The following is a 23,363-nucleotide window of genomic DNA, read 5'->3' as shown; positions in this document are numbered from 1 at the left end:
GGCGATACAGCGAGAACCACCGCTGAACCGGTACAACGCCGTCAGCCACCGGGAGAAAGCAGCCCGTACTCGCGCGTACGCCGGGCCTTCCATGATCTCGAGACCCCGTTCAGTGCTGGCGCTCCACGATCGCGCCGTTGCTACCGACGGCGACCGCTCGCGGCGGCCCGACCGCAACCGCCTGCAGCGAGTCAGCTATCCCAGTCGCAGAACTGAACTCGGTCGAGTTCAGTTGCCGTTCGAACACCGCTCCGTCGTCGGTGCAGGCGAGCAGTCGCTCGCCGCCGACTGCGAGGCCAGTCACTGCGGTATCCGTGACGCGCTCGGGGGTCCAGGTCGCGCCGTCGTATCGGTGGATGACGCCGTCGTCGGCGCTGACCAGTACCGGTACCGGTGACGGACTGGCAGGGGTAGCCGTGACGACGTCCGTGAACGTCCCAGCCGCATCGTCGAGACCGATTCGGGAGAACGATGTGCCGCCGTCGGTCGTCTCGAAGACGCCGTTGTTGGTGTCACAGCAGTAGCCCATCGCGTCGTCGGCGAGGTCGACGCCGCTCAGACTGGAGCCGCTGCCGGGGATGAGCGGCTCGTCCCACGCGAGTTCACCGGGCCCGCTCGCTGTGGCGTCGTCCGCGCCGGTCGGATCGCGTCGGTAGCGCCCGCGGAGAAGTTCCCCGGAGCCGTTGCTGAGCAGGATCGTCTCGGTTCCGGCGTCGCCGCCGACAGCGATTCCGAGCCAGTTGTCGGTGATTCCGGTCGGAGCCGTGTAGTCGGTGTGGCGGTCGGTGGCGGTATCGATCCGGGCGACGGTCCCGCTGTCGCCGGCGATCCAGACGGCGTCGCCGTCGTCGGTTGCGGCGACGCCAGCAAGATCGTTGCCGGCGGCAGCGGGGCCGTCTTCGAGGACGGTGTGCCAGTCGCCGGTGTCCGAACTGGCAAGGACGACGCCACCGTCGCCGACGGCATAGCTGTACCCGGCGTCAGTGATGGCTACGTCGGAGAGCGGTGTCTCGGTGGGTGCGTCGGCGGTGGTCCATTCGGCGTCTCGATCCGGACGGGAACGGGGCACGTCCGCCGTCGATTGCTCTTCGTCCGGCGCGGTACCGGCGTCGACCGCCGGCTCGTGATGTGTACTGTCGCTCGCGGTTTCATCGGTATCCGAAGCAGCCGAAGCACCGCTCACATCCTCGCTCACCGATGCTGACGCGGCGGGCGGCTCGTCCTCCTGGGTCGGGGGCTGCTGATCATCCCTCGAATGCGTCTCGGGATGGCTTGCGGACTGATCAGCAGCACCTGGTCCCATTCCGAGTTCACCGCCGGTCCTGCGCCAGCGGGCGTAGAGAACGACGAGCGGAACGAGATAGGCGGCGAGTGCAAGCGCGGCGAACCAGCGGTTGACGACCGTCAGCGTCCCGAATGCGGTCAGCGCCGCAGCGGCGAGCGCGTGGACCCACGTCTTGGTGTAGGCACGAACGAAGTCGACGAATCCGTTGGCACCGGGCTCCGACCCGGAGTGTGGCTCAGTAGCTGACATGTCGTTCGCATCTGCTGGTCCGATCGCTCGGTGTTCGTGGCCGACTCGCGCTCGATTTGCGGGGCCACGCTACAGGTAGCCGAGATCCGCGAGCCGTTCCTTCGTTCCCTCTCGCATCGCCACCTCACCCGTCGAAACCGACTCTCCGAGCGGCTCGAACTCGTCCTCGAGGCGCTGCCGGAGTCGCCGAACCGTCTCCGGCTCCGCGTCCGAAATGTCCGTCCGTTCGTGCGGATCCGTCTCGACGTGGTGGAGCCGCTCGAAGCCGTCGTCGCCGCGGACGTACTTGTACTCGGTCGTCCGAATCGCCCGGAGCCGCCGGTCGAACTCGCGGACGCGGTCCGGAACGTCGTCGAACCGCGCTTCGAGCCGATCGATCGAGGGCTGCGGAGCGACGTACTCGGCGAAGATGGCATCCCGCGAGTTCGGTGCCGCCGCGGGTGCCGTCGCGTCCGGTTTCGGCGTCCCAGTCGCAGCGGTCGTCGCTGCCGATGTCGCTCCGGGCGAGGGCGCGTCCGGCGTCGAGCCGGGATACAGCGAGTACCCCGCCGCTTGCTCGCGTAGTTCGGGGTCGTCGACGCCGGCGGCTTCGAGCACCGTCAGCGGCACGTCAAGCAGTTGTACGAGTTCACTGCGGCGGTTGCCACCGACGAACGGGCCGCCGTGACAGACGAGCGGGACGTTGAGCAGGGTGTCGTAGAGGTTGTACTGGTGACCGAAGAATCCGTGATCCCCGACGTGTTCGCCGTGGTCGCCGCAGACGACGAAGAGCGTGTCCTCCCACTCATCGTTCGTCTCGAGCGCTTTCCGAAGCCGGCCGACCTGCGCGTCGGCGTACGCCAGCGACGCGCGATACAGGCCGCGGAGCAGCGTGAACTCGCGGTCGGTGATCTCGTAGTCCTCACAGTCGTAGGCGCGCGGGTCCTGTCGGATCGCGGTCGCCTCTTCGTAGGTCGCATCCGCGGGGAGAAACCGCTCCGCGAACTCGCGCGGCGGGTCGTACTCGACGTGGGGTTCGATGAAGTTACAGAACAGGAAGAACGGTTGGTCGTCGTCGCGGGTGGCGAGCCAGTTTTCGATCCAGTCCGCCGAGCGGGACGCTCCGTCGTCGCCCGCCGGCTGGAAGAGTTCACTGTAGAGGATGTTCGCTGCATTGACGACCGGGTTTCCGTCGAAGAGGCGATTACGGGTCGCCTGAAGCTTTTCGTAGAGGTCCTCGCCGCGGACGACGGTCCCCATGTCGGTTTCGGACTGGATGTACTGCCAGCCCTTGCGCAGGTCGTCGAACCCGCGGTCGAAGCCGAACTCTTCGGTGATCCACGTATTGTTCGAGACGCCGATCGTTTCGAAGCCGGCGTCGTCGAACGCCTCGGGGAGCGTCCGCAGGTTGGAATCGAGATACGTATGGTCGCCGTGGGTGCCGTGCTCGGAGGCGTAGAGCCCGGTAAACATCGAGGCGTGGGAGGGAAGCGTCCACGGTGCCGTCGCGAACGCGTTCTCGAACGTCGTTCCCGTTTCGGCGAGCCGGTGCAGCTCCGGGGTCGTCCGATCGTGGGTGGCTGCGGCCCCGTTATTCTCGTCTCGTTCGTTCTCACTGGTCTGGTTCCAGTCTCCGGCGACTCGCCGTGCCCGTGCCGTATCGAGAACGACGAGAACGACGTTCCGAACCGTAGAATGTGACTCCGATTCACCCGAGTTCGACTCACGCTGGGTTTGCTCCGCCATGGATAGCGTATCTCCGCTTCACATGGGGAAGGTCACCAGCCCGGAACTTGCAGGTGTTTCACGATATCGTGATGGACCGCTGTACACCTTCCCGACCCGACCGTCCCGCGAGATCTCCCGCGTCTCGGTTGGTGTTATACGGGTCGTCAGAAGGGTGGAGAGTTTCTGTGGGTTCGAGCTTCAGCCGTGAGGGGAAGTGTGGAACGCCGCGATCTATAAACTATGATTCGTTTCCCTGACACCATGCAAGATACACCGCGCGTATTCAGCACGAGACAGTCCATTCTGTATCGGCCAGTGTAACAGGGTACCCCCACTCTGCGTTACTCATACTGTCGGACAAAAGTCAGTGAACACTCAATCACGTCTCACGGATCGTCGCTTGTGGCGACGACCGTTCGAGTGCGATCGACGTGTGAATAGTTTTGTCCGGCAGTATCAATAATTTCCACGTCGAACTTCGACCGCCAGTAGTAGCGTCGGGACCCACCCAGACGAAGGTGCGGCGAGCGAGTGCGTACGGGATGGCACGAACACGAAGACCGCCGGGCAGACCAGCAGGGCCGTCCGCCGGGCCTCGGGAGCAGGACTTGTCGGCGGTGAGTCGACCGTGTCGGTGGCTTCCCGTGCCGGTCCACTAAACTGCGATTTACGGCTCATTCTCGTTGATTTCTCCGCGCCTGCTGACCTTCGAATGGACGGCTCCGATCGTTCGGACGCCCCAGAAAATGGTGACGCCGATACCACCGAAGGCTAGCAGGAACACGAAGACCCGGAACAGGTACTCTACAAGGGTCACGCTATGGCCTGCATGTAGTACGACGAACGCTGGTGAACCGATAAGCGAAAACATGGATCGGTCAGATCAGCTACGAGGTGTGAACTCCTCGGTACGACAACACAACCCCGACAATGAACACGATCGTCGCGAGGTAGATCGGTCCGAGATGCGTCACCCAATCGTGGGAGAACGCATTTCCCGTCCAATGCATCGGTAACGCGAGCGCTAGGCCGACGACGGCTGTGACGATCGCAGTCGTCCACGCCCAGGTGAGCCGCTGGCGCACGCCGTACCACGAGAGGCCCGTAATGGCGATGCCCGTCGAGATTATGAACGCGGCGGTGGCGACGTGGAGGTGACTGATGTAGTACGCCACCGTCGGATCGAGTTCGGCGCTCGTCATCCCATCCAGCGTACTGACGCCGAGTTCGAAGCCATCCCCCACGAAATTCATCACGAGAAACACGACTCCGTAAACGACGAACGCGATTCCGGCGAGTGCCATCAACAGCGCTCCATTCCGGAGTTGCGACTCAATCTGGCCCTGTTCTTCCTGTTCGTCCGCGACCGGGTAATTTGTCGCCATGGTGATTATTTGGTCGCCCCGAGTGAGATGCTCTTGACGCCGTACTTCTGGCACGCGTTCGCCGCCCGTTCCGAGACGAATTCGTACTGCGTGTTTTCTCGGACGTCCGTCACCGAGAAGCCAGCCGCTTCGATGGATGTCGTATACCGGTCGATCTGCTCGGCCCCGCCGATGCAGGCCGCCCAGAGGTCTTCGTCGTTTTTGATGCTCTCCGGCAGTAGCTCCTCGCTGATGATATCGGAGATGGCAAGCCGACCGCCGGGGGCGAGCACCCGATGGGCTTCCTCGAACACCTGCGGCTTGTCCGGTGAGAGGTTGATGACCCCGTTCGAGATGACGACATCGAAGGTCTCATCGTCGAAGGGAACGTCCTCGATGTAGCCGTGCTCGAACGAGACGTGCTCCATTCTCGCATCGTCGCGCAACGTGCGAGCCTTCTCGAGTTGCTGGTCCGTCATGTCTAATCCGGTCACGCTTCCAGCGTTCCCTGTGTGAAGCGCTGCGACGAACGCGTCCGTGCCTGATCCACTGCCGAGATCGAGGACGTCGTCTCCGTCCTCGATAGCAGCGAGATCGAAGTAGTACCCAACGCCGGCGAACGATTCCATCGCCTCCACGGGAATTTGATCGAGGTGCTCCGGCGGATACCCGAGACGTTCCGCCAGCCCTCGCCCCATCTCGAAGTGATACTCCTCGTCGGAGTCCTCCGCGACATCCTCGTAGACTGATTTCACCGCTTGTTCCAGTTTGTCGACATCGAGTGAGTTTGCCATTTGTCTCCACCTCAGTCGTCGGCACCCACCTCAGCAGGCGTATTCACCGTGAGGTTGACGTCCTGTTCGAGCGAGACGAGCGTGTAGACTGGTGCCCGCCGAGCCCACTCGTCGACCTCATCCTTGTCGAGGTCAGGGCTCTCGATCTCGATTTCGGCGGTCAAGTTTTCGAACACCGTGTCGGCATTCCCGAGATCCTCCACACTGAAGAGGACGCCGGGGTCAAAGTCGGTGCGAACGCGCGTCTCGAGGTGATCGATGTCGACGCCGGTTGCGACGGCGTTGATGGTAATACCGACGTTGATGCACGAGGCAAGCGCGGAGAGCGCAACCTCGATCGGCTCCATTCGATCCGTCGCCCCGGCCCAGCCGCCGGCCTCTAGCACTTCCTTCCATCCGCCGTACGGGATCGTGTACGCGCGGGTGTCGCGCTCGATCGTCTCGCCGCCGAGATCGTACGAGTCTATCGTCGCCAGACTGTGGGCACAAGTCCCCTCGTAGGTCGACCGGGCGCGTAGCCCGAGCCGGACTTCCTCGGGATTCTCGGCGGCGTGTTCCGCGAACGCAGCGAACTCCTCGGTGTCGACGCCGTGGATGACCTCTCGTTCGGATGGCATGGATCAGACCACCTGGAGGTGCTCCTCTCGGAGTTCGTCGTCCGAGTAGTCCTGTCCGTGGTCCTCCTGCATGTGGTTCTTGGCCAACTCGACCGCTTCGAGTTCGTTCTCCGACTGGATGATGAACCGGCAATCGACCGCTTCCGATTCACAGTCGAGTTTGTACGCGTCTGCCATTGTGTCTCAGTTGCCTTGCGGCATATATGGTAACGTACCACAGGGTTAGATAGCTACCTCATGCCGTTTGCGTAGCAGGTAATCGCCCGTGTGGAATCTGCGAGTTCTGCAGTCGTTGCCGATCGATCAGGTGCTGAAAAACCACGTCGTCATTGCAAACGAGGTGACCGGAAACACGGCGGGACCCGTCACAGCTACCTCTTGGTTCCGCTACGAACGGCTTCCTACTGTCCTCCAGGGGTCCGATGGTCTCGCCTCTCATCCGGCTGGTGGGTCCCATGGAGCAAGGGAAAAGAACACCAACCGGTCCGATCACCGCCTCATACGGTCTGCTGTAACGATTTACCGGTGCAACCGCACCCGTCCTGCGGTTGCGCCGGAAATGACTTACAGCAGTCCGTATCAAAGATCGTTTTCGAGAGGGAGTGTTGGCGTCTTTCGTCGGTGGGAAGCGAAGGTTGATTCCGCCCATTCGCGCGCGTCTGTTGCGTCGGTGTCGACCAGAACTCGAACCGTAACCCCCTCGGTGTCGTACCCAGTTATTGCGATTCGGTCGTCGCATATACTGACTCCAAACGACGGTAACCCATCGTGCAATCGGACATCGAGATTGCCGCTCTCTAATGCCTCCGAGAACAGATCCGGGCAGTCCGAGCGAATGTAATCGGCCACCCTCGGCGGATTGATGAGCTCTGTTTCCATCCCATCGATAACTCTCCGGCAGAGTTCGTTCTTACACGAATCGAGCATGGCAACGTCGAGGCCGGTAAACCGCAACCGATCCGTCTCCTCGATTAGTGAACAGAAACGGGTAATCGGCCGGGATGGGTCCTCGGGGTCAGCGACCGTTACGGTTGCATCCGAGCACATGTCGATGGTGAAACCGCTTTCTTCACCCGGAAGCAAGCGCCAAACGTTACGTAGCTTCTGTTCGGTTTCGACTCGGTCGATCACATCCGCCATCGCTGACGCAACGAAGGCACCCAGTTGTGTCACCGCGTACTGATATCCATCCCTGTAAACCCAATCGCGATCTTCGAACTCGCTGAGCGTCCGTCTGATCGTGGACTCCGAAACGCCGGTCATCTCCCAGAGTTCGGACCGGCTTCGGGGACGAACCGTGAGCGCGATAAGCGTTGGCGCACGGTGTTCGGATCGTGCGAGGTACGCTATATCGTCTATTGGTGTCTTCGTGCCACTCACTTCCATGGTACTAATACACACGAGGGGTTGAAAAGCCCTATTTTTGGCATCCATGCCACCATCGTTACCGTCGGGCTGAACTCTCTCTACGTCTTGCACGCTAGCGCTGTTAGACTACAGTTCTCTCCGCTAGCGCACGAAGTACGTTCCGTTCAGCGTCCGCTTTCGAGGACGCGATTGAGAGGGAAGGCGAAGCAGGCGGGACGAACGAACAGTCCGCTCGCAACACTGTGCGGAGATAGTAAGTGATTATCACTCGAGGAGTACGTATGCCGTCCGCCATCGTTCGAACCGCCCGCGACCGACTGACGGTTCGACACGTCCTCCCGATGATTGCGGTTCTCGTCCTGCTCTACGCCATTACCCGTAGTGTCGATACCCTCGTTTTGGTTACCATTCCTCTCGTGCTGGCGGAAACGCTGCAGGTGCTCCGAGATACGCCCACCGTCGACGACCGGTGGATACAACTCGGAACCGGCGCGTTCATCGCGGTCGTCAGTCTCGCCTGGCTGTCGCACGAACTCACCGCCGGCGCAGCCGCAGGCGGACCCGCCTGGTTTCCCGCTCTGACCGCTCTCATCGGCGTCTGGTTCCTCCTCGACGCCCGCAACCCGGCCGTCACAGACCGCACGCCGTCCCCGGATGCGGACGAAGACATGAGCGCAAACGAGGTGATGCTCGTGCTGAACCACGTCCACCTCGTCGCCGAAGAACTGAAATCCGACCCCGAACCGAAGACCGTCGCCGAACTCGCCGACGCGTGCGATCTCACCGACTCTCGAGTTCACGAGGCGCTCGACTTGATGACCGACGACGGGACGGTCTATCGGGTGGACCGCGGTTCGGCCGATGCCGCCCGGTACGAACTCGACGAGGCCAAGGTTGGCGGGGTTGCGTTCGTCCGCTCGAATGGAAAACGCATCGTTCGGCGGTTGGCACGGCCGTTTCGCCGCTAACGAGACGCCATCATGTCTCTCCACTGTAATTTAACTACGAGCGACGCACTGATGGCGTATGAAGACGGATTCTGATCCCGTAAAACGCGTGGTCTCCTTCGATCTGATGCTCTCCCTCTCGAATCTCGTTGTCTGTCTGCTGGTAGGCAGCGTGGTCGCGTTCGCGTTCGACTGGTGGCCCGTCGGCGTCGCCGTGGCTCTCATCACGGGCGTGCTTAGCGCCGCCGCGGACCGAAGGCGGGCAGGACAGTGGCTGCTGAGCACCGTCGGCATCCTGGCCATCACCGTCCTCGTCTGGCTGACGATCACCGACGCGCTCGTACTCGAAGCCATCCCGTGGCTGCTCTTCGGTCTTGCGGTTGGAATCGCCGTCAACCGGCTCTATTTCGGCGTCGTTCGACCGGTTCCAGCATTTCGACGCTGCGGATATGCCAATGACGCTGCCGTCGATGACCGGTCACAATAACACGGCAGCGCTGGAATCTCCACGCACCGCCGACAGTGTTGAACTCGTTCCGTCACGGTCCGCGAACCGGTTCTCTACTCGGCCGTCGGTGCAGGGTGGAGGTACTGCTCGAGCGAGTTCACAATGAGGTCGCGAAAGCGGTCGTAGTCGGCGTCGGTCGCGACCGAGCCGTTTGGCGGCGCGTCGGTGAGACCCTGCCCGTCACAGACCAGCGCGCCGCGGGCGAGGTCGCTGTCGGTGGCAACCTCGAGGTGGTAGGCGTTCGTCTCGAGCACGGCGGGGTCGGCGATGGCGGCGATAACGAGCGCGTCGTGGATTGCGGCCGATTCGATGCTGTATTTCGCTAACCGGTCCTCGTCGTAGTAGGTGAGCCACTCCTGGATCGAGCGACCGATCGGGTCGTCCTGCGGGAGCGAGTCGAGCAGGTGCGGCGGGAGCGTGGCGGTTCTGGTCACGTCGAGGCCGACGATCGTCGTCGAGAGGTCTTGCACGACGCGGGCCGCGGCGTGGGGGTCGGTGTGGAAGTTGGCCTCGGCGAGGGGAGTCACGTTTCCCTGGCTGAACGCAGCGCCGCCCATGACGACGAGTTCGTCGAGCAGGTCGGGGAGGTCGGGTTCAAGCGCGAGCGCGAGGGCGACGTTCGTCAGCGGTGCGATCGCGGCGAGGGTGAGGTCGCCAGCGTGCTCGCGCGCTTGCTCGACGATGAACTGCGCGGCGTGTGTGTCGATGGGGGCAGTCGCAGCCGTCGGTTCGGGCAGATCGCCGCGGATGCCGCCGGGGCCGTGAATATCCGTCGAGGTCCGGAGGTCGACGGTCAACGGACGCGTTGCGCCCTTCGCGACGGGGATGTCGGTTCGACCGACGAGTTCGAGAATCGCGCGGGCGTTAGCCGTCGTGTCGGCGACGGTGGCGTTCCCGTGGGCGGTCGAGAGGCCGACGACATCGAGGTCGTCGCGGGCGAGCGCGGCCAAAATAGCGACGGCGTCGTCACAGCCGGGGTCAGTATCGAGCAACACTGGTCGGGACATACTGGAGAGGTCGGCACTGGGAAGGGATAAAACGCCGGTCGCCCGCCGTCCGGAGGCGAGTTCAGGATGCTCACTCGGTCACGCTTCCGTCGGCGAGGAGGGCGACCGCCTCTGGAATCCGGTCGAGCATCCCTCTCGCGAGCAGATACCGGGCGTACCCATTCGCGAGTTTCCAGCGCCGTTCCTCGTCGGTGGCCGCCGAACGGCGTTCAAGCCCCCAATCCCCGGCGGCGAGAAGGTCTCGGCTCTCCGAGAGAAACAGCCGTGCGAGCGGCTTCGGGTCGGTTTCGAGCCGGTTTTCGAGTCGGTCCAGCGCCTCCCGTTTGGCCTCGTCGATCGCGGCGGGATCGAGTTCGTCCGTCCCGTCGGTTTCGATGCGCTCTCGTTCGTCGTGCGCAGCTGCGAACCGGAGCCAGGACAGCGCGAGCGTGACGGTACCGTGGACTTCGTATCCGTTCTCGATGTGTCTGCCGGCGGTACTGGTGGGCGATCGTCCGGCAGACGAACGCGAGTACAGCGCCGAGTGAACGTCGCGTCGATCGTCGGCGAACTCGTCGGTTTCGAGGCGCGTCTTCCACTCCTGGTGGTCGTCCCGGAGGTCGCAAATCCGTTCGTTCAGTTCGGCACGGCTTTCGGCCAGCGAGGCACGAACGTCGGAGCCGCCGGTATCTCGTTCGCGAAGCGCGTCGCGGTAGGCCTTCGCATCGCGAACGCGCAAGCGGCTCCGCTGGACGTCGCCGTACACCGTCGCGACTCGTTCGGCGCGGCTCGTTCGGCCGTGGGACTCGATATCCGTCTCTTGCCGGCGCAAGAGCCCCTTCTCAGCCTGCGACAGACTGTACTCGACGGACCGACCGTAGGCGAGGAACGTCTCCATATCGGCCGTCTCGTAGGTGAACTGCTCTGTGACCGCTGCCGTCTCTTCGAGCCCGTCCGCGACGCCCGCGGTCGGATCGGCGTCGAACTCGTCAAGGCGCGACCGCGCGTACGCCTCCGCGGTCGCCGCCTGGGAGAGGTGATACCCTGCCGACTCGACCGTACTGACGACCGGCGGCTCCGTCGGGAGCGTATCGACGAACTCGGCGGCGGTCTCGAGTTGGCGTTCGGTGATCGTAGTCCGCTCAGCGGGTGGTTCCATCCGGTCCCAGGCCGCGAGACCGGACGCGGCGTGATCGGCGATTTCGTCGGCGGTTTCCTCGAGAGACGCAGTCGTGGTTTCGACGGCCGGGGGAACGTCGGGAATCTCCCGCCGTCGAGTGCGACCGTACGCGGCTCGATCCGGAAGTACGCTGAAGACGGTCGAACAGCCCGCCAGCGCGACCGTTCCGGCCGCCGCGGTTCCGGTGAGAAACGCTCTCCGAGAAGACGATGGAGGACGGCGCATACGCGTTCAAAATTCAGACTAGTTGAAATGTATTCCGGTCGTCGATCGCCTCGTAGTCGACGACGCTAACCCGCTCGAGCGGTTCACTCGACCTACCAGCGATGCGCGCGTTTCGACTCGCCTACGACGGCACCGCCTATCACGGCTTCCAGCGCCAGCCCGACGTGGCCACCGTCGAGGACGAACTCTTTGCCGCACTGGAATCGCTCTCCGTCCTCGCCACCCACGCCGACAAACCGACCGGCTACGCCGCCGCCGGGCGAACCGACGCGGGCGTTTCCGCGCTCGCCCAGACGGTCGCGTTCGACGCGCCCGACTGGCTCACCCCGCGGGCGTTGAACAGCGATCTTCCAGCGGACATCCGCGCCTGGGCGGCCGCCGACGCCCCCGACGAGTTCCACGCGACCCACCACGCGCGCCGCCGCGAGTACACCTACCAGTTGTACGCGCCGCCCGCGGACGACGTACCACGGCGGTCGGGCACCGCCGACAGCACCGGCGACCCCGACCGCGCCGTCGACGACGACCGATTCCAACGCGCCTGTCACGCCCTCTCCGGCGATCACGACTTCCACAACCTCACGCCGGACGACCGCAACACGGAGCGATCACCGACACTCACCGCGACGCGAGACGCCGAGTTCATCGTCGTCACCGTCACCGCCGGCGGGTTCGCTCGCGAACTCGTCCGTCGACTCGTCTCGCTGGCGCGGGCGGTCGGCACCGGCGACGCCCCGCTCGAGAAGGTCGAGCGCGCGCTCGGCCCCGAGCCGCTGCCCGGTCACGAGGGCATCGCCCCGGCACCGCCGGAGCCGCTCGTCCTGACCGACGTGCGCTATCCTGAACTCGAATTCGAGGTGGATTCACAGGCGGCCGAGAGTGCGCGGGCAGTGTTCGAGAGGAGACGGATCGAGCGACGCACCGGCTCGCGGGTGGCGCGAACCGTCGCGGACGGCCTCCAGTAGTCCGGAGATATCACGCCGCGGTGGACGCGGGGCCGGCGAGGCCGTCGGGACCGCCGAGACGACGGACCCTTTTTATGCCGCGGTTCACACGTCGAATCATGGAACTCTCTCCGAAGGAGTACGGTGCGTACTGGCGGGCGTCGATTCGCGTTGCGGCCGGGATCGTGATCGTCGTCCTCGGGTCGCAGGCCGTCGTCGCGCCGCTGCTTTCCTATCCGAACCCGCCAGCAATTGCACTCGGGGTCCTCCTGTTTGTCGCGATCGTCTTCATCGGCTGTTTTCTCGCGATGTTAGGCGTTGCGCGCGCCGTCCGGACTGCTGTCGATGTCGAACTCCGCGGGTAACGATTCGTCCGTCGTCGTCGGTGACCGGTGGCCGCTCACTCCCACCCGGTCGGCCAGATCGAGGCCGCGCGCATCCCCGGTTCGTATGCCTGCGCCTCGAGGCGCTCGCGGAGTTCAGTCTCGTCGATCCGCGCAATCTCCGTTGTCGTCAACTCGCGCACCAGCAACGCCGTCAGGATGGCGTGTTCGCGCAGCGTTCGCGGGTCGACCTTGTCGCGGGTGTCGGCCGCCGTGTGTCCCCAGCCGCGGCCGCGCTCGCCGCCCGCGGGCGGTTCGCTGTGGAGTTGGAGCGCGGGCACGCCGGCCCGCAGGAACGGCCAGTGGTCGCTGAACGGGTGCGGGTCCGGTTCGTGAACGATTGGCTGGCCGGCGTCGGTTGCGACCGCGTCCGCGAGGTCTTCGAGTTCACCCGAGCCGTGCGAAAACGCCTGCAGGTCGCGGAACCGACCGGCACCGTCGACGTTGACGACGGCGCGAATCGACGCCGGCACCGGATGCAGGTCGTCCGCGAGCGCTTCCGCGCCGAGAAGCCCGATCTCCTCGCAGCCGACGCCGGCGATTCGGACCTGACAGTCGAGTTCGTCCGCAATGGCGGCGAGCATCGCCGTTGCGCCGACGACGGTGGCGATGCCGCAGCCGTTATCGAGTGCCCCCTCGCCGGTGTCGTGAGCGTCGTAATGGGCGAGGACGAGCACCGTCTCGTCGGTGGCGGGACCGAAGGTCCCGCGGACGTTCTGACTCGTGCCGGCGGTCGTCTCGGCGTCGACGCGAAGGCGAGCGTCCCGATCCCGACCCGCGTACTCGCCGAGCCAGTCGCCGGTCTCGGCGCTGACGCCGACGGCGGGAATCTCCGCTTCGCCGTCGAATCGGAGAGCTCCAGTCGGTGGCAGTTGTCCGGGGACGTGGTTCGCGAAGACGAACCCCGCCGCCCCCGCCTCAACCGCGTGCCCGTACTTCTCCATCCGGTGGACGAACCGCTGCGAACCCGGCGTCGTCGTACTCGCGACCGCGATCGCGCCCTCCAGGTCCGCCGCCTCGATTTCGGCCGGCGTGCCGTAGCCGACGTCGACCAGCGGTCCCGCGAGTTCACCCGCCGGCGAGTACGGGAGTGCGACCGTCTCGAACGCTCGCTCGCCCGACGGCCCCTCGGTGTCGACCGCGAGCGACGAGGACCCCCGCTTCCAGTATCGCATCCCGAACTCGTCGATTCGCGTGTTTTCGAGTCCGATGTCGGCGAGCGCGTCGCGGACGAACTCGGCGGCGCGGCGTTCGCCGGGCGAGCCGCCCATGCGGGTCGGGAGTTCGGTCAGGTTCGTCAGCAGGTTCCAGGGGCGGTCGTCGGTCCAGGCGCGGCCGATCGCGCGTTCGATCGCTGCCGATTCGAGCAGGGTGGTCGGTTTCCGACCGGCCGGTCTCTCGTCGGGCGATTGCGGGTCGCGGTCATCCATACCGGGACATTCACTCGAACGCACAAAAGCGCACGTGCGGCCGCAGGAACCGCCGAATCGGTGTCGTCGGATACGGGGTTCGATACCCTTTACCACCTTCGTTCCGAAACCGCGGCTATGAGTTCCGTTCCGGAGCGGTCCGAGATCGACCAGGAGTACACCTGGGACCTAGAGAGCGTGTACGCGAGCGACGACGACTGGGAGGCCGCCTACGAGACGGTAGCCGAGAGCGTCGAGGAGTTACAGCACTACGAGGGGCGGGTGACCGACGACGCCGAGACGTTGCTGTCCGTCCTCGAACTGCGCGATTCGATCATGCGCGAGGTGTCGACGGTCGCGGCCTACGCCCGCATGCGCCGCGACGAGGATACGACCGATCAGCAGTACCAGGCCCTCGCGGCGCGCGCGCAGTCGCTTGCGGCCGACGCCCAGTCCGCGGCCTCCTTTATCGATCCCGAACTTCAGGAGCTGACCCGCGAAGCGTTCGACGAACTGGTCGAAGCGGAACCGGAGCTGGCGACCTACGACCACTACGTCGACGACGTGCTTCGGATGAAGCCCCACACCCGCTCGGCGGAAGTCGAGGAACTGCTCGCGGATCTGAGCGAGGTCACCGGCGCGACCAGCGACGTGTACAACATGCTCTCGAACGCGGACATGACCTTCCCGTCAGCCGAAGACGCTGAAGGCCAGCAAGTGGAGATCACCCAGAGCAACTTCACGAACCTGCTCAAGCGACCCGACCGCGAGTTCCGCCGGCGCGTGTACGAGAACTACTTCGACGAGTGGCAGTCGATGCGAAACACCGTGGCCACGACCTACAAAAACAGCGTCAAGGCGGACGTCAAGACCGCACGAGCGCGCAACTACGACACGGCGCGCGAGGCCGCACTCGACGGCCCCAACGTTCCCGTCGAGGTTTACGACACGCTCGTCGAGAGCGTCAACGACAACCTCGACAAACTCCACCGCCACGCCGACCTGAAGCGCCGAGCCCTCGGCGTCGACGACCTCCAGATGTGGGACCTCTACATGCCGTTGACCGGCGACGAGGGGCCAACTGTCGAGTACGATCAGGCCGCCGAGTACGTCGTCGACGCGCTCGAACCGCTCGGCGAGCCGTACCAGTCCCGCGTCGACGAGGGACTGAACTCGCGCTGGGTCGACGTCTACGAAAACGAGGGCAAGCAGTCCGGAGCCTACTCCAGCGGCACCTACGACACGCAGCCCTTCATCCTGATGAACTACCAGGACGACATCTCCTCGATGTACACGCTGGCCCACGAACTCGGCCACTCGATGCACTCCCAACTCACGAAGGACGAACAGCCGTTCGTCTACTCGGGCTACGAGATCTTCGTCGCCGAGGTCGCAAGCACCGTCAACGAAGCCCTGCTCACGAACCATCTCCTCGAGACCGTCGACGACCCCGAGTTCAGAACGCACGTCCTGAACGAGTTCTTAGAGCGCGTCCGCTCGACGCTCTACCGGCAGACCCTCTTTGCGGAGTTCGAACACGAGGCCCACCGACTCGAGGAGGCGGGCGAACCGCTCACCCCGGACCGACTGGACGAACTCTACGGCGGACTCAAAGACGAGTACTACGAGCCCGCGGTCGTCGACGACCGCATTTCCCGGGAGTGGATGCGCATTCCGCACTTCTACCGCGCGTTCTACGTCTACCAGTACGCAACCGGCATCTCGGCCGCGCTGGCCATCGTCGACGGGATCCTTCCCGATGGAGCCGGCGGCGAACCGGACCGCGACGCCGCCGCGTCCTACCGCGAGTTCCTCCGGCAGGGCTCGCGCGAGTATCCGCTCGACCTCCTGCGGGTCGCCGGCGTCGACATGAGCAGTGCCGACCCGATCGATCGCGCGCTCTCGACCTACGGCGACCGACTCGACGAACTCGAAGCGCTGCTTGAGTAACGGTCCTTCGTCGGCCACTCGTGGCTGCGCTCGCCAGTCGCGATCGATTGAACGATGGGCCAGCGTTACCGATCGACAGGGAGACCAGGCTGAACGCCGCGGAGCCGTTCGAAATCGAAACGATCCAGGCGACCATACTTCCAATCGAACTGCTTATCATGCTTATATTAGATATGGCGTAACGAATGGATGTGATCGAGACGACCGGACTGACGAAACGGTACGGAGAGACGGTCGCCGTCGACGGCCTCGAGTTGTCAATCCCCAAGGGGACCATCTACGGCTTTCTCGGCCCAAACGGGGCGGGTAAAACGACGACAATGAGGCTGCTCACGTCTCTCACACGGCCAACCAGCGGGCATGGTACCGTCGCCGGTGTCTCCATCACGAATCGTTCAGCACTTCGGTCGCACGTCGGCTATCTCCCGGAAACGCCGCCGCTGTACGAACGGGCGACCGCGCTCGAGCAACTCGAATACGTCGCCGGGTTGCACGATCTGCCGTTGGAGCCGGCCCGAGAACGGATCGACTCGCTGCTTGTGGCGTTGAATCTTGCAGACGACGCAGACGTACGGATCAACGAGTTCTCGACAGGGATGCGCCAGAAGGTCGCTTTCATACAGGCCGTGTTACACGAACCCGACGTCGTGTTCCTCGATGAGCCCACGTCCGGTCTCGATCCACGGGCCGCAAAGACCATTCGGGAGCGCCTCTGCGCCCTCGCCAATGCGGGGACGACCGTTTTTCTGTCGACACACATCCTGTCCGTCGTCGAAGCTGTTGCCGATATAGTCGGCATTCTCTCCGACGGACACCTGGTCGCAGAGGGGACACCAGAAGTGCTTGCACAACGGGCAGACACGGGAGCAGACGCGACACTCGAGGATGTCTTCCTCGAACTGACCGAGGCAGAAACGCCCCGTTCCACCAGTAATGCAGTCGGTCTCGATACGGAGAACACGGAGATGATACATGACTAATACTAACTCGAAGTGGGTCCGGACGAGTCTCGAGATCGGGGTTCTCGAATTCCGGCGATCGGTTCGGGCATTACGGCAGGCTCCGCTTCGAATCGCGATGATCGGGTTCGGCGCGACGATACCGTCGCTACTATGTACTCTCCTCGTGGTCGTGTTCGCCGACCACCTCGCTGAACTCGAGGCGCTGCCGTCGCCGGCGCACATTCGGGGAACGGTCTCGCTCTTCTGGCTATTCGGCATCTTTCTCGTCGGCCAGCGCGTCGTCACCATGCGTCGGCGAATCGACGCCGAACCGTTCGTCCTCACGAGCGTTTCGGCGCGGACGGCCGCCGGTGGGTTAGTTATCGCTGAGACGCTCCGAATCCTCGCCTATCTCATACCGCCGGGACTCCTGTTGACCGGTGTCTGCGTCGTTCTATTCGGTTCACCGGCGGGTTTGGTTCTCGTACCGGTCGCAACGGTGTTCTTTGCATCGACTGTGGTCGTCGCCGGATCGGCATGCGGGTACGCAGTGGCTCTGCTCGTGGCAACGTCGCCGTTCGTCGTGCGCCACAAGACCGTGCTCGGAACGATCGCATCGCTGCTCGGTATGGGCGGGTACTTCCTGTTTCTGTTCCCGGAGTTCGGCCCCTTCGACCAGTCGTCGTTCGCGTGGCTTCCGATCGGCTGGGTCGTCGACCTCGCGCTCGCCGGGACGGGACTAACGACAGTCCCCATTCGCTGGCTCGGCGCTATTGTCGGTAGTGCCGTGGTGCTATTCGTCGGCGGTGTCACAATCGAACGGCTGACGACGATGTTGTGGTTTATCGAGCCGATCAGCGTCGGTTCAGACGAGACGGTGACCGGTACGGGTACGGACACGGATCGCGCTGCGGACGACGCATCAGCAGTCGGAACGGCTCCCTTCCCTCGCGATGCACTCGCGACTGCCGTTGCGCCGCTGTTCGTTCCCCGCATGCTTTCGACGCCGACGCGACGCGTTGCGGAGTGGGTTATCCTGCGAACGCGACGAGACCCGAATCGGTTGACCTTTCTCATGATACCCCTCTTCGCTATCGGCAGTGCGGTCGTCAATATTGCTATGCAGTCCGACTCGATCGACACGATGGCCGCACCGCTGTGTGCCGTCGCGCTCCCGTGGACTGTCGGTTCGCTGTTTGCAATGAATCCCTTCGGCGACGAGGGCAGAGTGCTCCCCGTCACGCTGACGGCGATCCCAGGACAACAGTACGTTCGCGGACTCGTCCTTCCGGGGCTCCTGATCGGCCTCCCGGTCGTGACTATCGCAACCGGACTCGCGACGCTCTTCTCACCGTACACGGGTGCTGAACGTGTCGGTCTGATCGCCCTGGGTGTCTTCCTCTCGTGTATCGCAGTCACGATTGCGCCAGCAGTCGGGATGTCCTTTCCACGGTTCAGCGCAATCTCCGTCGGACAGAGTCGCGATGTTATCCCACCCCGGATGAGTGCCGTCGCCGTCCACGCAGTACTGATAGTGCTCCCCGGCGCCGTGCTTGCAGGGCTTCTCATCGTCCCCAAACTGACTCGAGCGGTCCTGGGAAGCGTGTTCGGTACTCTTCCAGCGTTCCTCCTGGAACTGCTCGCCAGTCGGACCAGCAACGCGTTGTCGGTGCCGGCCGGCTGGTTTACCGCACTCGGTGACGGCATTCAAGAACTCGACCCGACACTCTTGCAGACTGGCGGTGGGTCGGTGCTTCTTATCGGCGGCGTTCTCGTCGCCATCATCTCGTACCGCTACGCAGTTACGCAGTTTGAACAGTTTACGACGGCCTGACGAGAACCGTTATCTCCCTTAGTTGTATTCACCCCGAGTCGTCGTCTCGTCTCCTCTCAAGCGTTCACTGCTATCGGAGTCGGGCTCTCCCAGTCGACTAGCCGACTAGCAGATCAGCCAAACGGTCGACCAGCCGACCACTCGCGGTGTCCGAAAACCGTCCGCGACCCAAAGGCACATTTATCGTCGGGGACTTATCCGTGCACGTCAAGATGTCTCGAAGCCCGTCTCTCCCCGAACGACCTCACCGCGATATCGACCCCGATCTCCCCGACGACGAGCGGTTCGAGGCGCTTCGTGGACACTACACGGAACTCGTTGATGTCAACGCACAACTCGAAGAGCAACTCGAAGACACCGACGAGCGCCGCGAGGACCTTCGCGAGCGCGTCGACCGCGTCGAACGCGAAAACGAGACGCTCAAGAGTTCGTCGCTGTACATCGCGAGCGTCGAGGACGTCGTCGGCGACGGCGAGGTCGTCGTCAAGCAACACGGCAACAACCAGGAGGTGCTCACCGAGGTCTCCCCGCGCATCGCAGAGCGCGTCGAAGCCGGTGACCGCGTCGCCGTCAACGATTCCTTTTCCATCCAGTCGATCCTCGATACCGAGACCGACGCGCGCGCACAGGCGATGGAGATCACCGACCGCCCCGCGGTCAGCTACGAGGACATCGGCGGCATCGACGACCAGATCCGGGAGGTCCGGGAGGCCGTCGAACAGCCCCTAACCCAACCCGAACGCTTCGAGGAAGTCGGTATCGATCCGCCGAGCGGCGTCCTGCTCCACGGCCCGCCCGGCACCGGGAAGACCATGCTCGCCAAGGCCGTCGCCAACCAGACCGACGCCACCTTCATCAAGATGGCCGGCTCCGAACTCGTCCGCAAGTTCATCGGCGAAGGCTCGCGGCTCGTTCGTGACCTCTTCGAACTCGCTCGCGAGCGCGAACCAGCAATTATCTTCATCGACGAAATCGACGCTGTTGCGACCACGCGAACCGAATCCAAGACCTCCGGTGACGCGGAAGTCCAGCGGACCATGATGCAACTCCTCTCCGAAATGGACGGCTTCGAGGCCCGCGGGGAAATCCGCATCATCGCCGCGACCAACCGCTTCGATATGCTCGATCGTGCGATCCTTCGCCCCGGCCGTTTCGACCGCCTGATCGAAGTGCCGGAACCGGACCGCGACGGCCGCGAGCAGATTCTCAAGATTCACACGCGCGGCATGAACATCGCTGACGGGGTCGACTTCGCCGATCTGGCCGACGAGACCGGGGGCTACTCCGGTGCCGAAATCGAAAGCCTCGCCACCGAGGCCGGAATGTTTGCAATCCGACACGACCGCGACGAGGTCCACCACGAAGACTTCGTCGACGCCTTCGATAAGATCGAGACGGACGATTCGAGCGACGTGATCTCCTCTGCGGGCTACTTCTACCAGTAACGCCGGCATCGACGCTGGATCGCAAGTCCTTACGCCACTCGGCGCTGATTCCACGGTAGCATGAGTACGATTCGAATCGTTCAGGGCACCGGGGAAGCCCCGACAGCGATGGCCTCCTACGACGCCGCACTCGCGGCTGCCGGCGTCGAAAACTATAACCTCGTCTCCGTCTCCTCCGTGATTCCCGCCGACGTTCCCGTCGAAGACGTCGGAACCGCTCCGGAGCTCGGCCCCGCCGGAGAACGGCTCACCGTCGTCGAGGCCTGTGCGACGACCGCCGGTCCCGGTCAGGTCAGCGCCGCACTCGCCTGGTCCAGTGCCGACGACTCCGGTCCCGGTCTGTTCTACGAAGTCGCCGGCGAAACCGACCCAGAGGACGTCGAGAACCGCGTTCTCAAGGGGTTAGCCGCCGGTCAGGACCTCCGTGAGTGGTCGTTCGGCGAGCCACGCGTCGCCATCGAACACAGTCAGTCCGAGTCGGGCGTCTATACCACGTCGCTCGTCCTCGCCGTCTATGGTGAGAGTGAGCCGATCTGTTGAGAACCACTCCCGTCGCTGCGACTCCCGACACTGTCATCGGAGCTACTACTATCACTACTATTACCACTACCACTACTACTGCTACGCCAGTCTCGCCGCCGGTAGCAGTCCGTCTCACTCTCGCATCACCATTACCGCACCACACCCACCAAATCAAAGAGTGTCCGAAGGCGAACCCTTTTGACCCGCCGGGCCCTGATAGCAGACAGGCTTCTCATGAACGGAAATACGCCGTATGCAGGGCTTCCGGGGGAAACAGCTGCTGGTCAGCGCGCTGCGGCGGACATCCCCGACCTCTCGAGTTCACAAAAGCGGGTCCTTCACCGCGATGTCTCGCGGATCGCCGCCCGAACTCGCGAGTTCCTTCCGAACGAGTACGTCGTCGACGCCGATGTCTCGACGGGTGCGACCGGCCCGCAGGTAACGGTTGCCGTTCGGCCGCCTGTCGGTCACGCTGTTAGTGCCGGGTTTACGCCGGAGATGGAGGACATCTCCGAGGAGATCATCACGGCAGACGAGCGCGACGAGGTTGCCCGCGGGCTGGCTGCAAGTGCGGCACTGCAGGTGAAACGGGCGGTCAGCGATGCGGTGACGCCGACGGCGAAGTAACCGATACGTGGCAACAAGAAATCAGTAACCCGAACTGTCAACGGATCGCTAACGCTGGCGCTGACACCTATACTTGGCAACCGATGCCTCCGTCTGCCGACCGCCAGCCGGTTTATTTCCCGCGTTTCGCAACTCAGTACAGCAACTGCTCGAGTTGGTGCTGTCGGCGATCGAGATCGATCGCCGGCTCCACCGACGGATCGCGCTGTAATCGATCCAGCACCAACAACGGGTCCGTCCCGGCGCGTTCGACATCTTCGAGAAGCGTCTCGATCGCCGATCGGTTCGTCGCCAGTGAACTCGCGAGTCCGATCGCGAGCGCGAGCGGGATCGCCTGTGCTCGACGCGTGGGAAACGCCTCGCTGACGGCGGCGAACCCGGGTTCGGTGCCGGTGTCAGTGTCGGCGTCGCCCGTACCAGTACCGTCAGCGGGACACTCGAGTCGCAGACAGTGCGTGCAGAACTCGGCCACGAGTTCAGTAGTGGTGTCGGTGTCGGTGCCAGTATCAGCACCATCAGCGTCAGCACCCGTCGACTGAGCCGTCGCAGAAGAGTCGGCCGACGAGCAAACGAATCGGTAGTCAGCCGGAACCGCAAACGCGACAGTCGGCGAGCCACACACCGGACAGGCCATGCCGAGTTAGTCGTCGTTCCCGGGAACGCCACCCGTCGCCGGCGGTTCCATATCCTCTTTCTCGACGCCCTCGGCTTCTGCGTCGTCGGATTCGTCCTCGGCCGCCGCTTCCTTTTCTTCCTGTTCTTTCTTCTCCTTGATCTTCTTCAGCCGGAAGGTTTCCTCGCGCTCTTGCTCTTCGAGTTTCTGTTCGATGTACTCCTGATTTTCGTAGAGGTCGGGGAGGAGTTTGAACTCGAGTGCGTTGACGCGGCGCTTAGTCGTCTCGATTTCGCGGAGCATCTTCTTCATCGCCGTCTCGACTTCCGCGGCGAGGATGATGCTCTCGAGTAAGTCTTCGTAGGCCTCGGCGGCCTCGTCGATGCGGGCCGAAGTCCCCATGATCCCGTAGCCACGCTCGCCCAGGTCCTTCGAGACGCGCGAGGACTCGATCTGCGGGACGACGACGCCCATGATGTTCTTCGATTCGGTCGTGATCTCGGGGTGTTCCTGCAGTGCAGCAGCGGCACCGCGAACGGCAACGTCGCCGTCCATCGCCCGCGCCATGTTGATCTTTCGCTGGGCTTGCTCGTAGTCGTTGGCCAGATCCCCGCGGACGTCCTGGGCCTTGTCCAGGATGTCCATGAACTCCATGATCAGCCCGTCCCGTTTCTTCTCGAGTGTCCCGTGCCCGCGTTCGGAAAGCTCGATGCGATCCTCGATCGCCATCAAGTTCTTGCGGGTGGGCTTGACATCGTTGGCCATCTTGTGGCGAGATTGCGCCCCCAGTCGGATAACTGTTTACAGTTGGTTCGCTCGTCCGGACAGTAGCGCTCGCGAACGGTTCTGTTCTCCGGCCTGCCTATCCAAGAAAGAGGTCGGCCAGGTCGCTCGTCTTTCCACCTTTGTAGAGTTCAGCGTAGCCGCAGTTCGTACAGGAAACCACGCGAAAGCGGCGGTTCTGAATGTCGAAGAACTTCGAGAACCCGGTTCCTGTTGTCGAGATATCGTCGACTTCGGTTTCCGTGTGGCCGCACTTCGGACAGCCGCTGTCAGTCTCGCTCCCGTCGCCGTCTTCGGGTCCATCACTGGAATCAATCATACGACAGCCTACGAAGAGCGTCAGCAAATGTTTTGTGCTCTACGTGAGAACAGAGAATGGAAGAGCGCCCATGGCTGTCACCATCATTATCGTCCTCTGTATTGGGTTCGCGTTCATGGCCGGCATGTATCTCCTGGTCGAGAGCGAAACGTCGAATCCGACCGTCGTGGACCGAGACCAGGCCGAACAGGCAGCAAAGAAACAGGGCGGACTCGATCGGGACCACGAGACTGACAACGACCGTACGACGTGGGAGACCACTCGGGAGAGTGCTGCTACCGGCGGCGAGACAAAACAGGATTCCAAAAGGGAGCCGCCGGCCGAATCACGAAACGGCTGGGAATTCGACCGAGAGTAACATCC

25 protein-coding genes are annotated in these 23,363 nt (G+C 63.5%); 11 read left to right on the top strand and 14 right to left on the bottom strand.

Annotation, left to right across the window (positions count from 1 at the left end):
• Positions 1-109: 109 nt before the first annotated feature.
• The 8 genes from C484_RS06630 to C484_RS06600 all read right to left on the bottom strand — a co-directional run bounded on the left by C484_RS06630 (position 110) and on the right by C484_RS06600 (position 7,402).
• Positions 110-1,534, bottom strand: coding sequence for a hypothetical protein (locus C484_RS06630; RefSeq protein WP_006825172.1), 1,425 nt, complete (start codon positions 1,532-1,534; stop codon positions 110-112).
• 69 nt (positions 1,535-1,603) lie between these two features.
• Positions 1,604-3,259: a sulfatase gene (locus tag C484_RS06625; RefSeq protein ID WP_006825171.1), complete on the bottom strand. Its 1,656-nt coding sequence runs from the start codon at positions 3,257-3,259 to the stop codon at positions 1,604-1,606.
• A gap of 649 nt (positions 3,260-3,908) precedes the next feature.
• On the bottom strand, positions 3,909-4,058 hold the full coding sequence (locus C484_RS06620) for a hypothetical protein (RefSeq protein ID WP_239640930.1): 150 nt from the start codon (positions 4,056-4,058) through the stop codon (positions 3,909-3,911).
• A gap of 70 nt (positions 4,059-4,128) precedes the next feature.
• Complete coding sequence (locus C484_RS06615; protein ID WP_006825169.1) at positions 4,129-4,626, bottom strand: hypothetical protein; 498 nt, start codon at positions 4,624-4,626, stop codon at positions 4,129-4,131.
• A gap of 5 nt (positions 4,627-4,631) precedes the next feature.
• The gene (locus tag C484_RS06610) at positions 4,632-5,399 is read right to left on the bottom strand and encodes a methyltransferase domain-containing protein (protein WP_006825168.1); all 768 of its coding nucleotides are present in this window, start codon (positions 5,397-5,399) and stop codon (positions 4,632-4,634) included.
• 11 nt (positions 5,400-5,410) lie between these two features.
• Positions 5,411-6,016: an OsmC family protein gene (locus C484_RS06605; protein WP_006825167.1), complete on the bottom strand. Its 606-nt coding sequence runs from the start codon at positions 6,014-6,016 to the stop codon at positions 5,411-5,413.
• A 3-nt stretch (positions 6,017-6,019) separates the two neighbouring features.
• On the bottom strand, positions 6,020-6,193 hold the full coding sequence (locus tag C484_RS22060; protein WP_006825166.1) for a DUF1059 domain-containing protein: 174 nt from the start codon (positions 6,191-6,193) through the stop codon (positions 6,020-6,022).
• Between the two features lie 402 nt (positions 6,194-6,595).
• The gene (locus C484_RS06600) at positions 6,596-7,402 is read right to left on the bottom strand and encodes a helix-turn-helix transcriptional regulator (RefSeq protein WP_006825165.1); all 807 of its coding nucleotides are present in this window, start codon (positions 7,400-7,402) and stop codon (positions 6,596-6,598) included.
• Between the two features lie 263 nt (positions 7,403-7,665).
• Between C484_RS06600 and C484_RS06595 the strand changes: the two genes are divergently transcribed.
• Positions 7,666-8,352 (top strand): hypothetical protein, encoded by a 687-nt coding sequence (locus C484_RS06595; RefSeq protein WP_006825164.1) that lies wholly within the window; start codon positions 7,666-7,668, stop codon positions 8,350-8,352.
• A 58-nt stretch (positions 8,353-8,410) separates the two neighbouring features.
• Positions 8,411-8,818 carry a hypothetical protein gene (locus tag C484_RS06590; protein ID WP_006825163.1) on the top strand — a complete coding sequence of 136 codons (408 nt, stop codon included), beginning with the start codon at positions 8,411-8,413 and terminating at the stop codon, positions 8,816-8,818.
• 74 nt (positions 8,819-8,892) lie between these two features.
• Here C484_RS06590 and C484_RS06585 read toward each other — a convergent pair whose 3' ends face one another.
• A complete protein-coding gene (locus C484_RS06585; protein ID WP_049915072.1) occupies positions 8,893-9,846 on the bottom strand; it encodes a nucleoside hydrolase in 954 nt (317 codons plus the stop codon).
• Positions 9,847-9,916: 70 nt separating this feature from the next.
• The gene (locus tag C484_RS06580; RefSeq protein ID WP_006825161.1) at positions 9,917-11,230 is read right to left on the bottom strand and encodes a hypothetical protein; all 1,314 of its coding nucleotides are present in this window, start codon (positions 11,228-11,230) and stop codon (positions 9,917-9,919) included.
• 101 nt (positions 11,231-11,331) lie between these two features.
• Here C484_RS06580 and truA point away from each other — a divergent pair, with 101 nt between their 5' ends.
• Positions 11,332-12,195 carry a tRNA pseudouridine(38-40) synthase TruA gene (gene truA / locus C484_RS06575; protein WP_006825160.1) on the top strand — a complete coding sequence of 288 codons (864 nt, stop codon included), beginning with the start codon at positions 11,332-11,334 and terminating at the stop codon, positions 12,193-12,195.
• Between the two features lie 98 nt (positions 12,196-12,293).
• Positions 12,294-12,539, top strand: coding sequence for a hypothetical protein (locus C484_RS06570; protein WP_006825159.1), 246 nt, complete (start codon positions 12,294-12,296; stop codon positions 12,537-12,539).
• A gap of 35 nt (positions 12,540-12,574) precedes the next feature.
• Here C484_RS06570 and C484_RS06565 read toward each other — a convergent pair whose 3' ends face one another.
• Positions 12,575-13,987, bottom strand: coding sequence for a M28 family peptidase (locus C484_RS06565; RefSeq protein WP_006825158.1), 1,413 nt, complete (start codon positions 13,985-13,987; stop codon positions 12,575-12,577).
• A 117-nt stretch (positions 13,988-14,104) separates the two neighbouring features.
• Here C484_RS06565 and pepF point away from each other — a divergent pair, with 117 nt between their 5' ends.
• The 6 genes from pepF to C484_RS06535 all read left to right on the top strand — a co-directional run bounded on the left by pepF (position 14,105) and on the right by C484_RS06535 (position 21,285).
• Positions 14,105-15,916 carry an oligoendopeptidase F gene (gene pepF, locus C484_RS06560; RefSeq protein ID WP_006825157.1) on the top strand — a complete coding sequence of 604 codons (1,812 nt, stop codon included), beginning with the start codon at positions 14,105-14,107 and terminating at the stop codon, positions 15,914-15,916.
• Positions 15,917-16,101: 185 nt separating this feature from the next.
• On the top strand, positions 16,102-16,896 hold the full coding sequence (locus C484_RS06555; protein ID WP_049915071.1) for an ABC transporter ATP-binding protein: 795 nt from the start codon (positions 16,102-16,104) through the stop codon (positions 16,894-16,896).
• Positions 16,889-18,691 carry a hypothetical protein gene (locus tag C484_RS06550; RefSeq protein WP_006825155.1) on the top strand — a complete coding sequence of 601 codons (1,803 nt, stop codon included), beginning with the start codon at positions 16,889-16,891 and terminating at the stop codon, positions 18,689-18,691. The genes C484_RS06555 and C484_RS06550 overlap by 8 nt, the downstream gene beginning before the upstream one ends.
• A 212-nt stretch (positions 18,692-18,903) precedes the next feature.
• Positions 18,904-20,136, top strand: a complete 1,233-nt coding sequence (gene pan2, locus C484_RS06545; protein ID WP_006825154.1) for a proteasome-activating nucleotidase Pan2 — start codon at positions 18,904-18,906, stop codon at positions 20,134-20,136.
• A gap of 60 nt (positions 20,137-20,196) precedes the next feature.
• A complete protein-coding gene (locus C484_RS06540) occupies positions 20,197-20,676 on the top strand; it encodes a pyruvoyl-dependent arginine decarboxylase (RefSeq protein WP_006825153.1) in 480 nt (159 codons plus the stop codon).
• A 216-nt stretch (positions 20,677-20,892) separates the two neighbouring features.
• Positions 20,893-21,285, top strand: a complete 393-nt coding sequence (locus tag C484_RS06535) for a DUF5811 family protein (protein WP_006665656.1) — start codon at positions 20,893-20,895, stop codon at positions 21,283-21,285.
• A gap of 133 nt (positions 21,286-21,418) precedes the next feature.
• On the opposite strand, the gene C484_RS06530 is transcribed toward C484_RS06535, so the two are convergent.
• From C484_RS06530 to C484_RS06520, 3 genes are all read right to left on the bottom strand, one after another.
• Positions 21,419-21,919: a DUF6276 family protein gene (locus C484_RS06530; RefSeq protein ID WP_006825152.1), complete on the bottom strand. Its 501-nt coding sequence runs from the start codon at positions 21,917-21,919 to the stop codon at positions 21,419-21,421.
• Positions 21,920-21,925: 6 nt separating this feature from the next.
• Positions 21,926-22,663, bottom strand: coding sequence for a V-type ATP synthase subunit D (locus tag C484_RS06525; protein ID WP_049915069.1), 738 nt, complete (start codon positions 22,661-22,663; stop codon positions 21,926-21,928).
• A gap of 97 nt (positions 22,664-22,760) precedes the next feature.
• A complete protein-coding gene (locus tag C484_RS06520) occupies positions 22,761-23,000 on the bottom strand; it encodes a zinc ribbon domain-containing protein (RefSeq protein ID WP_006825150.1) in 240 nt (79 codons plus the stop codon).
• A 70-nt stretch (positions 23,001-23,070) separates the two neighbouring features.
• On the opposite strand from C484_RS06520, the gene C484_RS06515 reads away from it, so the two are divergent.
• Complete coding sequence (locus C484_RS06515) at positions 23,071-23,358, top strand: hypothetical protein (RefSeq protein WP_006825149.1); 288 nt, start codon at positions 23,071-23,073, stop codon at positions 23,356-23,358.
• Positions 23,359-23,363 lie beyond the last annotated feature (5 nt).

The sequence above is a fragment of the Natrialba taiwanensis DSM 12281 genome (assembly GCF_000337595.1).
GTDB lineage: Archaea > Halobacteriota > Halobacteria > Halobacteriales > Natrialbaceae > Natrialba > Natrialba taiwanensis.
Note: the sequence above shows the minus strand (reverse complement) of the source record. Positions and strands in the feature narration are given on the sequence as shown.